This window comes from Rhodanobacter sp. UC4452_H20, from assembly GCF_052978205.1.
Genome location: NZ_CM129662.1, coordinates 1,698,346 through 1,711,404 on the forward strand (window position 1 = coordinate 1,698,346; position 13,059 = coordinate 1,711,404).

Consider the following 13,059-nt stretch of genomic DNA (forward strand, 5'->3'; position numbering starts at 1 on the left):
TCAACCTCGGATCGCCCAGAGTTGCAGGTCGAGACCGGCGAACTCGCCGCCAAAATGGAACGCGATGCCGCCCGACGTCTTCAGGCTCCGCCACATCGGCGAATTCTTGTCGAACTCGAAATACAGGTAGCCGGAGTTGTACGGAATCTGCCGCGGCGCCACCGGCATCGGCGCCACCGGGATGCCCGGCAGCTGCAGGTTCACCAGGTCGCGGATCTTCTCCACCGGACCGATCTTCGACTGCGCCGGCAGCTGGCGGCGCAAGTCTTCGGACTTCAGGTCCGCCTTCGCCGCCAGCACGAAGGCTGCGGTATCGATCAGGCTCAGGTCCGGCACCACCGCCACCCACACGCCGAACTTGCGCTGCTGCATCGGGATCGGGATCGCAGTCTGCTCCATCACCGCGCTGAGGCTGGTGCGCAGCGCCGCGATCAGCGGCTCGAAGCTCGCGTACAGCGCCTCATGGCGGTACGCCGGAAATGCCGGTGGACGCTTGCCGGCAGCAGTGAAAGTGGCCAGCTCGCCGGCCATCTCGGCCAGCACCCGGTAGAAATCCTCCGGATGCAGGATCGGCGCGGCACAGAGGTGCGCGATCAGCGGCTGATAGCGGTTGACCACCTGCAGCAGCAGGAAGTCGGCGATCTCGGCGGCGCCGCCGCGATCGGTGACCGCCACGCGGCTGGCCAGCGCCTCGCCGCGCTGGTGCAGCAGGCCCAGCAGTTCGGACAGAAACGTGCTCAACCGCGACGCGGCCTGGCAGCTCAGCACCGTCGGCATGAACGCCTCTTCCAGGATCACCCGCCGATCGGAGCGGCATTCGACGATGCGCGCCACCGGAATCTGCGCCAGCCCTTCGAGCGGTTGCGACTGCGGCAACAGCCGGCTGTTGAGCCCGCCCACCTCCAGCACGGTGAGCCCGTCGACGCTGCCGGAGGCGTCGCGCACCTCGGTCTCGCGCACACGATAACGGAACAGCTTTTCCGCCGGCGCCTCGGGCCGGCCGCTGTCCGGCTGCGCCGGCGAGCGCAGCGGCAGGGTCAGGAAGACGGTCTGGTCGCGCCAGTTGTCGTTGACGTCCAGCGCCAGCGGCAGCGGATCGTCGCCGGGCATGTCGAACGGCGTGCCATCGGGAAACACACCACGCGCGCGCTTGATGCCGAGCTTGCCGATCGCCAGCAGGTCGGTTTCCAGCTCCAGTTCGGAGAAGCCCCAGGTGTAAGGACGCAGGCTGCCGGCGCGCAGTTCGACGAAACGCTCCAGGTAACGCTCCTGCTGCTGCAGGTGCTGCGGGCGCAGGAACAGCCCCTCACTCCACACAACCTTGTTGTTTTCCATGCGTCGCGCTGCCCCTGTCAGAAGTTCCCCCGGCTGCGCTGCCGGGATATGCCGCGTCGACCCGCTGTCGCCGACCGATGCTGCATGGAAAAACATCCGCGTCCGTGGCGCCCCCGGCGCCCGGAAATCCGTCGAGAAAGAGCAGCCCTGCCCTTCCTGCACCCCATCGAACGCGGCGCGTCCGCAATCGCCATGTACCCGCTAGCGATGCGTTGCCTGCCGCATTCTCCGCGCCGATTTCAGGCGTGACAACTGTTCTTCGTACGCACGCGCGAACTCGTCGCCGAACAGGCGCCGGAAACAATCGTCCGGGTCCTTGTTCAAGCCTTCGAAATGCTCGCGATATCTTTCCCAGTACTTGCCCTTGCCGGCGAACGCCGAACGCTTGGAGCCGCCATCGGCCTCCTGCTCGAAGCGATCCGGGTTGAAATGCACCAGCAACGACTCGAATGCCGCCCGCACGCCTGCCAGCATCGCCATCTGGTGACAGCGGATGTCGTCGAAGGCATCCTCGAACGCCGCGGTGCCGGACATGAAGGCGCCGCCGCTGGGCGCCATGATCTTCTGCAGCGCCTCCTCCGGGTTGGGCGCGAACTTCAGCGGGTTGTTCTCCGAGCGCTGGATGATGGTGACCGGCAGCCGGAACGTGTTCTTGATCTCGGCGCGCGCACGCAGCACGTCCATCACGCCGTCGACCACGACGCGGAAGATCTCGTCCACGCCGGTCGGCAAGGCGTGCGGCCCGGTGGCCTCGGCGCGATCGACCGCGGCCATCGGCATCGGCGCGGCGGGCATCACGCGCGGCGCCGCGGCGACCGGCGCCGCCGCCACAGGCGGCACCGGCGCGGAGAAGTCGCCCATGGTCAGGTCCCAGTTCTCCGGGAGCTGGTTGGCCTGCCGCTGCTCGTTGGTCATCGGCGGGTGGAAATGATCCTGCGTGCTGGCGGTGTGGTTCCAGCTGGCGCTGGCATTGCCGGTGGTGGCACCGGACAGCAGTTCGGAAGCGGGATCGCCCGGGCCGAGGAAACTCAACGGGTCCAGCGCACCACCGACACCGACCGCACCGGGGATCAGGTCGGCATCGGCCGGAATCGTGTTCGGCGAGGGCTGCGGCGGCAGCGACGCCATCGGCGAAGACAGCCCGAAATCCAGCGGGTCGATGTCGGCACCGATCGCGGCGGAGGTCGGCGGCGCCAGCAGGTCGGGCGGCGGGATCGTGGCGCCGGCATCGCCCAGGTGCACTTCCACCTCGAAGGTGTCGATCAGCAGGCGATCGCCGTCGGTCAGCGCGGAGGGTTCGCCCTTCACCAGCGGCGCACCGTTGAGCAACATGCCGTTGGTGCTGCGATCCTCGATGAAGTAGATGCCGTTGAGGTAGCGCACCATCGCGTGCACGCGCGACACGCCCGAGGCGCCGAGCACCCAGTCGCAATCCTCGGAACGACCGATGCTGCCGCCGACGCCCGCGAACGTCCCGCTGCTGCGGCTGCCGAATTGGGCAGCCTGATGACCGGCAACGGCGAGGATCAGGCTCTGCGACATCGGTTTGCTCGAGTGTTCCCTGGTCAAGGTGAATCAGCCGGCGCCGCGCACGATGGATTCCATCCACGTCCCGACCGGGCTCGCCGTCCGGCCTGGCTGCTGACTGTTCGCGAAAAACCGCGGCTCCGTGGATCGGTCGCCGCCACGCGCGAAGCGCGTGATCGGAACTGCCGGCATGGCCTGACTGACGCGCGGAAACCGTCCGCGCCATCGTATCGTCCCGAGGTGCAGCGGGCAAGCCGCGAACGCGCGCGACCGGCCTCAGGCTCCCGCCGCGCCGTCGCCGTTGAGCAGGCTCAAGGCCGGCTTGATGAAGGCGGCGCGACGCGCGGCGAAGGTATCGACATCCAGCGCCGCCAGCATGTTGATCGCGGCCACCACCGCGCATGCCGTGAGATGGTCGGCCGGCGGCACCGGCGCCTCCTGCGTGGCGGGCGCGAGACTGCCGCCGGACCAGCCCGCGGCAGCGGCGACCCAGGCGCCGGCGGACTTGTAACCGCCTGCGGTGGCGAACTCGAACGCCGCGCGGCGATTGCTCTCGTTCGGCTCGCGCACCCACTTCTCGGCCAGCGAGGCGCCGGCGCGGTCTTCCGCATCGAGCGTCTGGTCGCGTGCGCACTGGCACAGCCATGCCACGGCGTAGCGCTTGGGCAGCATCCGCGCCAGCAGTTTCAGCGCATCCTGCACCTGGCCGGCCTCGACCAGCGCCTGCACCGCCGCGTGCGCGGTCATCTCCGGCCGCAGCAGCGCACTGGCCGGCTCGGACAACTCCATCTGGATCGATGCCTGCATCACGGATGACATCTGTGCGCCCTCTAGCCGATCATGATGATGCCGCCGGACAACTGCGCCATGGCGTCGCCCTTGAGCGACAGCATGGTGCCCTTGACCGTGGTCGCACCGCTGCTGGAAAACTCCGCCGAGGCACCGGCCTTGGCCGCCACCGTGGCGTCGCCGTCGATCTTGACGCTCACGCCCTTGATGCTGACGTTCACGCCCTTGATGTCGATGGCGCCGGATGACTTCATCACGATGCTCGCCGCACCGGTCACCAGCTCGATCTCGGTGCCCGCGCTGAGCTTGAACTTCTGCCCGATGGTGGTCGTGCCGTTGCCGGTGACGTCAAGCTTGTCGTCCTTGCCCACGGTGGTCGTGCGCTTGCCCGTGACGTCCTCGGTCTGGTCGTTCTTGACGGTCATCTTCTCGTCGTGGTCCACCGTCACGACACGGTCGTTCTCCACTTCCACATGCATGTCCTTCTGCGCATGCATGAAGAAGTCTTCGCTGCCCTTCTTGTCCTCGAAGCGAAGCTCGTTGAAATCCTCCGCGCCGCCGCCCTTGTGGCTGCGGCTCTTGATGCCGCTCTGGGTCATGTTGTCGGGCAGCGTGTACGGCGGCATGTTGTCGGCGTTGTAGACGCTGCCGATGACCAGCGGCCGGTCCGGATCGCCTTCGAGGAAGCTCACCACCACTTCCTGGCCGACGCGCGGAATGCTCACCGCGCCCCAGTTCTTGCCGGCCCACGAGGAGGCCACGCGCACCGGACAGGAGATGTGGAAGTTTTCCTTGTCCGGCTTGTTCCAGTGGAACGTGACCTGGATGCGGCCGTACTTGTCCACCGAGATGTCTTCGGCGGTGTCGCTGCCGGAGACCACCGCGGTCTGCAGGCCGACGATGCCGGGCTTGACCGCGGTCGGCATGCTGCGAAACGGCTGGCGACTCTGGATCGCCGAGAAATGGCAGAAGAACTGGTTGCTGCCCTGCACGCCGGAGACCTCGGCGGCATTCTCGATGTGCACGGTGGAGCCGACCACGAGGTATTCCTGGTTCAACTCCGCGCGCGGGAACTTGGTCAGCTTGAACAGCGCGCCGGTCAGCACGCCGCAGACGTTGGTCGCGCCGGTGCAAAGCGACTGCGCGACGTTGATCGCCTCCAGCCGAACCTGCGCGTAATGCTTGCCGGCGGCGGCGGTCAGGTGGTCGCCGGGGTAGTCGAACGAATCGAGCTTGGGCACCCGATGGTTGCCGTCGGCGTTGCTGATCGACTCGAACCCCAGCAGCGACTTCTTCGGGTCCAGCGGGTCGTAGTCGGTCAGCGAATACTTGATCGTCTGCACCGAACGCGCGGTGCTGAACTCGGTGATCGCCGGCTCGCTTGACGCCTTGCTGGTGCCGGTCTGCGGCCGATACGGCAATTCGTCGAAGCCGCCGGTGGCTCCGTGCGCACCGAGCGAATCGGCCAGCACCATCGTGTGCACGCCATCACGGTGCTGGAAGAAATAGTAGATGCCCTCCTGCTCCATCAGTCGGCTGATGAAGTTGAAGTAGCTCTCGCGGTACTGCACGCAGTAATCGCGCTCCGGGTAGTCGCCACTCAGGCTCAGCTTGACGTCGCTGTAGCCGATTTCGGCGAGCACGTCCTTGACGATCGTCGGCACGGACTTCTTGAGATAGATGCGGCAATCGATCTTGTGCAGCAGCAACCAGGGCTTCGGCACCAGGGTCAACGCGTACTCCGCCTGGCGCTTGCCGGAAAAGCTCTCGAACCCCGTCTGCGAAATCTCCGCCACGATGCCATTGAAATGCCGGGTGTAGTCGCCGGTGTCGAACGTGACCGTCATCGAGCTGCCCAGCAACGGCAGCAGCGCAACTTCGCCATCCTTGCTGAGTACTTTGAGGTTGTACGAAAACAGCTGCCCCAGTTGTTCGCTGCCGGAAAAGCTGGCTGGTTGCAGCTTGTCACCGAGATCTGACTTCAGTGTCATTTGATGCGGCATGTCCGTCCTCCCCCAACGGTCCCGACGGCATGGGCCGGCAAACCAGTCCGGGTATCATACGTCTGGCCTGTTTGGGGAGTCCATTGGCGCCCTGCGGCGCTTGCGCGCCCCTTCAATTGCCGTTCGCGGCGGGCTTTTGCGCAAGCACCACCCAGCCGGCCACCGGCCTGCCCAACTCCTTGCGCAGCGAATCCGCGCTGATCGACGGATCGGGAAATCCGGCGGCGGACAGCACACGTTCGACGCACCCGCGCGTGTGCCGATAACGTCCGCTGGCGGACAGCTCCAGACGATCGCCTTCGCCGTCCAGCACTTCGAGCGTGAAGGCCAGCCAGCCGCCCGGGCGCAACGCGTGGTGGGCGGCCGACAGCACCGGCACCAGGTCACCGAAATAGATCAGGGTGTCGGCGGACAGCACGACATCCCAGACGGGCGGGCTCGCGCGCAGCCACCCGGCCAGTTCCGCCTCCACCAGCTCGTCGTAACCACCGCGCTGGCGCGCCTTTTCCAGCATGCCGCCGGACAGGTCCACGCCCACCAGGCGCTGCGCATGCGGTCCGATCAGCGGCCCGCACAGACCGGTGCCGCAACCGGCATCGAGCACGTCCAGCATGGCCTGCGGCGCACCGAGACGATCCGCCAGCGCGCCCACGAGCACCTGCGGCGCGCGATAGTTGAGGTTCTTCAGCAGCATCTCGTCGAAGCTTGCGGCGAAGCCGTCGAACACCTGGCGGACATAAGCGTCCTCCGCGCGTGCAGGCGCCGCCTCGCCGCCGCACGCGGCCAGCATGTGCCGCGGCACCGGGTTGTCGGGCTCGCGCGCCATCCAGTCGCGGTAGACCTCGATCGCCTCGCCGCTGCGGCCGAGCATGTACAGCGACACGCCGAGCGCATCACGCGCGCGCAGGTTCTGCGGATCAAGCTGCGATGCACGCGTGAAGCAGCGCACCGCTTCCTCCACGTCTTCGATCTGGTTGATGTGCCGACGGCGGAACATGCCCATCAGGTAGTGCGCGTGGCCCAGTTGCGGCTCCTGCGCCAGGAAGCGGGCGTAGATCTCGCCAGCGTCGTCCACGCGGCCCTGCGCCTCAAGCACCAGGGCCAGATTGCTCAGCGCGTCGTGGTGCCGCGGCTGGTGGCCGAGCGCGCGCCGGTAGCAGGCCTCGGCCTCGGCCAGCTGGCCGCACTCCTTGTGGATGTTGCCCAGGTTGTTGTGCGCATCGGCATGCTGCGGGGTCGCGCGCAGCGCCATGCGGATCAGCCGGATGCCTTCCTCGCTGCGGTTGCGCTGGTGGCACAGCACGCCGAGGAAATGCAGGGCATCGGGTTGCCCGGATTGTCGCTGCAGGACCTTGCCGTAGAGCGCCTCCGCCGCGTCGAGCTGGCCGTCGCGATGCGCGGCGATCGCGTCGCCCAGGGTGGCCAGCACACCGGCAGCCAGCGCACTGCCGTGCGGCCGGCGTCGGCTTCGATCCGACGAAACACGCTTCAAGTCGCCCCCTTGCCACGCGCAGTCGCGTCCGGCACAAGCCCCGTCCGCCGCGGACGGGATACCGGAACCGAACGACGTCTAGTTGATGATGACGGTGAAGCAGCCGAGCACGATGGTGCCGCCGTGTGCGGTGCTGTCGCCCATGCGCGCCGCAGGCAGGCCTCCGATCAACACCTTGGGTGCGCCCATGACGATGGTGTCCGGCGGGCCCACGCAGGTGACCATGTCGCTCACCCGTGCGGCCGGCAAGCCGCCGATCAACACGGTGGGCGCGCCCGGCGCGACGATAGGGCCGCCGACGTGCGGCACCACGCCGGTCACCATCGGGCACACGTGCATGTCGGTGAGGCGTGCGGCGGGAGGCATGGCGAACTCCGTGGCTCGATGGCGTGACCCGGCGATGGTACGCCAGTTCGGCGCACGGAGTCAGCCGCGTCGCATGCCCGGATTACGAGGCCGTGCCGCCCACCGTCATCGAATCGATCTTCAGTGTCGGCTGGCCCACGCCCACCGGCACGCTCTGGCCGTCCTTGCCGCACACACCCACACCCTCGTCCAGCGCCAGGTCGTTGCCGATCATCGAGACGCGGTTGAGCACGTCGGGGCCGGAGCCGATCAGCGTGGCGCCCTTCACCGGGCGGGTGATTTTCCCGTCCTCGATCAGGTAGGCCTCGGAGGCGGAGAAGGTGAACTTGCCGTTGGTGATGTCGACCTGGCCGCCGCCGAAGTTCGGCGCGTACAGGCCCTTCTTCACCGAGCGGATGATTTCGGCCGGATCGTGCGATCCGGCCCGCATGTAGGTATTGGTCATGCGCGGCATCGGCAGCGCGGTGAACGATTCGCGGCGGCCGTTGCCGGTCGGCGCCATGCCCATCAGGCGCGCGTTGAGCTTGTCCTGCATGTAGCCTTTCAGAATGCCATCCTCGATCAGGGTGGTGCATTCGGTCGGCGTGCCTTCGTCGTCGATGCTGAGCGAGCCGCGGCGGCCGGCCAGGGTGCCGTCGTCGACGATGGTGACGCCTTTCGCGGCCACGCGCTGGCCGATGCGACCGGAGAACGCGGAGCTGCCCTTGCGGTTGAAGTCGCCTTCCAGGCCGTGGCCGATTGCCTCGTGCAGCAGCACGCCGGGCCAGCCGGGGCCGAGCACCACGGTCATCTGGCCGGCGGGCGCGTCGGTTGAATCGAGGTTCACCAGCGCCTGGCGCACGGCCTCGTCGGCGAAACGCAGCGCACGTCCGTTCTCGAGCAATTCGCGATAACCGTAACGGCCGCCACCGCCGGAATAGCCCTGCTCGCGGCGACCGCTGGCTTCGGCGATCACCTGCACGTTGATGCGCACCAGCGGGCGCACGTCGGCGGCCAGGGTGCCGTCGGAGGCAGCGATCAGGATGGTGTCCATGGTCGCGGCGAGGCTGACGATGACCTGCTTGATGCGCGGGTCGCGCGAGCGCGCGTAGGCGTCGACCTCGCGCAGCAGCGCGATCTTGTCGGGATTGGGCAGGCTCTCCACCGGATCGATCGCCGGATACAGCGCGCGCGCGTCGTGCAGTGCCAGCGGCTTGCCGGCGCCGTTGCCGCCGTGCGCGATCGCGCGGGCTGCCCTGGACGCCTCCAGCAGTTGCGGCAGCACGATCTCGTCGGAATAGGCGAAGCCGGTCTTCTCGCCCGAGATCGCGCGCACGCCCACGCCCTGCTCGATCGAGTGGCTGCCGTCCTTGACGATGCCCTCCTCCAGCGTCCACGACTCGCTGCGCGAATGCTGGAAGTACAAGTCGGCGGCGTCGATCGACGGACCCATCAGCTGGCCGAACACGCGGTCGAGGTCGCCGGTGGCGATGCCGCCGGGGGACAGCAGCTTGCTTTCGGCGAGATTGATCAGTGAATCCATGGGTCAGCGTGCCTGTGGTCGATCCGGAACTACCCCACATGGGGCTGGCGGGGGCGGCTTTAAAGCTTCACGGCCCCGACGAACCGGCGCTGGCCGGAGCAGGCACGGACCCGGTCGGCGCGATGCCGCCGGACGAAGCCGGCGCGGGTTCGAGCAACAGGCTCGGCGGCACCACCACGTCGTGCTTCTCGACCAGGGTCATCTTCGGGTCGTCCCAGCTCCCGGTGATCCGGTAGCGCGCGCTGGCCGCCTTGTTCAGCCCCTTGCCGAGCAGGCCTTGCACCGCGAAACCGGCCGCCGCGCCGAGCGGGCCGCCGACCACCGCGCCGACCACCGGCAGGCTGTTGCCGACGTGCGGCACCACCACCATCTGCTGGTCGTAATCGCGGGCGCGCAGGCCGGTGCGACCGGTGACGCTGATGTTGGCCGCCGGCCCCTTGATGATCAGGTTGTCGGTAGTGGCGTTGCCGTCGGCCAGGCGGAAATCGCCGCTGATCGTGTCGAAGCCCAGCCCCTTGCCGAACACGTCGCCGAAATCCAGCGTGAGCCGGCGCGGCAGGTCGGCCAGCGAGACCAGGCCGAGCAGGCGCCCCACGCCGGGCGAGCTTGCCTCGGGAATACGGCCATCGTTGACCTGCACCTTGAGCGTGCCGTCCATCGTGGCCAGCGACAGCGCGGTGGGGCTGCCGGGCCAGCTGGCATCGAGTTCGTCGCGGGTCCGGCCGCCATCGACCAGGCCGTCGTAGCCGAATGCAGAGAGCATCGCGCCGAGATCTTCGGCGGAGAAGCTGATCCGCATGTGGGTGCGGCTGTCGGTGGCGGTGCCGTCCCAATCACCGCTGGCGGTGACCTGCACGCGCTCGGACAGCGCGCGCAGCTGTTCGATGTGCATGCCCTTGGGCGTGGGCCACGTCTCCAGCCGCGCTTCGCCCAGTCTGGCATCGCCCAGGCGCAGGTCGCGCACCCACAGATGCAGTGGCGGCAGCGCCGCGGGATTGATGCCGGTGTTCGCCGGGTCATCGACGATTGCCGCCGGTGCCGGCCCGGGGGCGGCCGCGGTCGCCGCGACGGCAGGCGCACTCGCCGCCGTGGCCGACGCGGCGGGCTGCCGTGGCCAGTGCAGATGTTCCATGCGCGCAGTGACGCCACGCTTGTCCAGTTCGTCGGTGGGCACCTTGATGTTGCCGGCCATGGCGGGGCCATCCACGTCCACGCTGAGCAAGCCGGGCTGGGGCGCGGCACGCACGGTCAGCGCACCGAGGGGGCGCTCGAAACCGATCGCCTGGTCGGTGCTGACGTCGATGCTTTCCAGCGCCGGGCCGTCGCCGCCCGCACCCGCCACCGCACGCTGGACCCAGCCGGCGACATCCAGCCGGGCCGCATGGCCGCGGATGCGCAAGCCTTTCGAGGGAAGCGCCGGCGGCATCTGCCTGCCGAATGCCAAGGTGCCGGCCAGCGGTCGTCCGGCGGCGTCATCGGCCAGCCGCAGGTGGCCGCGCAGCACCTGGCCCAGCTCCAGTTGCACGTCGCTTCCGGCGGTCGGCAGGCTCATCTGCAGATGCAGCGGAAGGTTGCCCGCGGCGGGCTTGTCCAGCGGCGCGGGTAGCGCCAGCGCGATGCCGCTGAGCGGCGAATCGATGCTGAGCGTCTGCGCGAGTTCCTCGCTGCCCGGCGGATGGGCGAGCGTGAAGCCGATGCTGAACGGGCCACGCCCGTGCGCCAGGTCCGCCAGCCATGCCAGCGAGGGATAACCCTGCACCAGCTCGGCGACCTGGTAATTGCCCTGGAGGGTCGCCGAGAACACCGTGTCCGGCGCGGCGTTGGCGCCGGCAATCGCCAGCTGCAACTGCGCGGGTTGGCCATGGAACACGGTATCCAGCGGCCCGCCCTGCAGGCCGTGCAGGTCGAAGCGCAGCGGACCGGCAATGCCGGCCAATGCCAGTTGCCAGTCCGGTGCCGCGAGGTCGGCATCATGCAACTGCGCGGTGCCGTCGAGCTGCGCATCGGCAATGTGCGTCAACGGCAGGCTGAGATGGAACTCGAACGTGCCGCGGCCACCAAGCGTGAGCTTGGCCAGCGTATCGGACGCGCGGCGGGCGACCGGGCTCCTGCGGGAGAAGTTCAGCAGGCTCGCACCGCTGCCGCCACCGCGCACGTTGAGGTCAAGCAGGGGCTGGCCGAAGTCCGGGATCAGCGCCACCGCGCTGTCCACTTTCACGCCCAGCGAATGGCCGGCGCCGGCTTGCACCAGCATGCCGCCGTTGACGAAGCTGGCCACCGCATCGACGCCTTCGGCCTGCGGCCACTCGTCGCCGTAGTCGAGGGTCAGGCCGTGGATCTCGGCCCGCGCTTCGAAGCGACCCTCGTTGTGGTGGAAGGGCCAGTCCGCCAGATCGCCGCGCACCAGCACCTGCGCCTGCTCGACGGTGCCGGCCACCAGCGCGCGGTCCAGCCATGCCACGGTCGCCGGCGGCATCACGTTGACCGGCCAGAACAGTTTCGCCGCGGGAACCTCGGCGTGGTCGATCGACGCGTACAGACCCAGCCACGGCGCGCCGCCGCCGGCAGGCAGCACCGCCTCGCCGCGCGCGCTGCCGGCATAGCCGGCGCCGACGAATTCCAGACTGTCGGCACCGATGTGCCAGTCGCCATCCTGCGGCCAGAACGCCAGCGTGCCGGACAGGTTCGACAACGCGAACGGGTGGCGGAACACCTGCGCAAACGTCACCGTGGTGGCTTGCGCCGGCAGCTCCAGCGAGAAGGCTTCGGCGTCCCCACGCAGCGTGCCGCGCAGGTTGCTCAAGCCTGGCGACTTGTCCACCGGATCGATGCCGAGCCGATCGAACGCCACTGCCAGGCGCTGCAATCCGCCGGCCCGCGTCCAGTGCAGCGCGAGCCGCTCGAGTTCGCCACGCGGATGCCCGCGACCGAGCCAGCGCGCCAGGCCCGGGGGCAGATCCGGCTTCAACGCCAGCCATGGCAGCAGCGGTGCCAACTGCAGCTTGTGCGCGGCGGCCTCCACGCGCAATTGCGGCGTGCCCGGCTGATCCAGTTCCACCACCGCGGCACTGCCGTCGTCGCCGGCCCAGCGCAGCGCGTAACCGGCACCCTCGGCATGGATGCCGGCCAAGCCATGCAGCGTCGCCACCTCGGCCACGCCGCCGGCGGGTCCGCGCACCGACAGCGTGTCAAGGTCGACACGCACCACGCTGTCGCCCAGTTGACCCTGGCGCCAGTCGAGCCATGCGCTGAGGCGGCCGGTGCCGTGTTCGATCCCGTAACCTTTCAGGTCGAGGCCGTCGAGCAAGGGTTTCAGATGGGCCGCATCGGCGCTGACCCACAGCTTGCCGGAGCGTTCGTCCTGGCGCAGGTCGCCTACCGCGCGCACGCTGGCCTCGGCCACGCCCTCGCGCCGCAGGCTGCCGCCGAAGCGGATGCGGTCACCCTGCAAGCTGATCCGCAACTGCCGCGACAGCAAGGCGTAGTGCTCGCCCAGCGTGGCATCGGTCACTACCACGCGCAGGTCATCCAGCCACAGATCCAGCGACAGGTGGCGCAGGGAGAGCGCCGGCTGGTCCGCGCCGGCGGCGGTGCCAAGCCCGCTGACGCGCCAGCCGCTGGCGTCGTGCAGCAGATCCAGTTGCAAGCCGCGCAGGTACACGTTGAACAGATGCCGTGACGGCAGCAGCCAACCACCCAGGTCCAGTTTCAGGCGAGACTCCGGCAACTGCAGTGCCGCGCCATTCGTCCCGGCGGCCGGGCCGATGCGCACGTCATGCAGCACGAATTCCGGACCGCCCGCCGTCCATCGCCCCGCCATCGAGGCGATACCCACCGGCCGCTGCAGGCGCTGGCTCAGTTGCGCGGCCACCCATTCGGGATGGCGCGCCAGCAGCGGCAACAGCAACTGCGCCAGCGCCGTCAGCACGGCGAACAGGATCACCAGCACGCCCGCGACCCAACCCAGGCCGCGCGCGCCACCGTGCAATCGACGACGCCACACCTTGTTCATGCGCCGTGGGCCG

The 13,059-nt window shown here is 68.7% G+C and carries 8 protein-coding genes; all 8 read right to left on the reverse strand.

Annotated elements, in window-relative coordinates:
- Window positions 1–1,335 (reverse strand): type VI secretion system baseplate subunit TssK, encoded by a 1,335-nt coding sequence (gene tssK, locus ACVCMC_RS08060; protein ID WP_395117312.1) that lies wholly within the window; start codon window positions 1,333–1,335, stop codon window positions 1–3.
- Window positions 1,336–1,536: 201 nt separating this feature from the next.
- Window positions 1,537–2,877: a type VI secretion system-associated FHA domain protein TagH gene (gene tagH, locus ACVCMC_RS08065; protein ID WP_447099322.1), complete on the reverse strand. Its 1,341-nt coding sequence runs from the start codon at window positions 2,875–2,877 to the stop codon at window positions 1,537–1,539.
- A 261-nt stretch (window positions 2,878–3,138) separates the two neighbouring features.
- On the reverse strand, window positions 3,139–3,681 hold the full coding sequence (locus ACVCMC_RS08070) for a DUF6931 family protein (RefSeq protein ID WP_395117308.1): 543 nt from the start codon (window positions 3,679–3,681) through the stop codon (window positions 3,139–3,141).
- An 11-nt stretch (window positions 3,682–3,692) separates the two neighbouring features.
- On the reverse strand, window positions 3,693–5,654 hold the full coding sequence (locus ACVCMC_RS08075) for a type VI secretion system Vgr family protein (RefSeq protein WP_447099323.1): 1,962 nt from the start codon (window positions 5,652–5,654) through the stop codon (window positions 3,693–3,695).
- A gap of 112 nt (window positions 5,655–5,766) precedes the next feature.
- Window positions 5,767–7,080: a tetratricopeptide repeat protein gene (locus ACVCMC_RS08080; protein WP_447099478.1), complete on the reverse strand. Its 1,314-nt coding sequence runs from the start codon at window positions 7,078–7,080 to the stop codon at window positions 5,767–5,769.
- Window positions 7,081–7,224: 144 nt separating this feature from the next.
- Window positions 7,225–7,512 (reverse strand): PAAR domain-containing protein, encoded by a 288-nt coding sequence (locus ACVCMC_RS08085; protein ID WP_395117304.1) that lies wholly within the window; start codon window positions 7,510–7,512, stop codon window positions 7,225–7,227.
- 82 nt (window positions 7,513–7,594) lie between these two features.
- Window positions 7,595–9,034: a metalloprotease TldD gene (tldD, locus tag ACVCMC_RS08090; RefSeq protein WP_447099324.1), complete on the reverse strand. Its 1,440-nt coding sequence runs from the start codon at window positions 9,032–9,034 to the stop codon at window positions 7,595–7,597.
- A 67-nt stretch (window positions 9,035–9,101) separates the two neighbouring features.
- The gene (locus tag ACVCMC_RS08095; RefSeq protein WP_447099325.1) at window positions 9,102–13,046 is read right to left on the reverse strand and encodes a YhdP family protein; all 3,945 of its coding nucleotides are present in this window, start codon (window positions 13,044–13,046) and stop codon (window positions 9,102–9,104) included.
- Window positions 13,047–13,059: the final 13 nt, after the last annotated feature.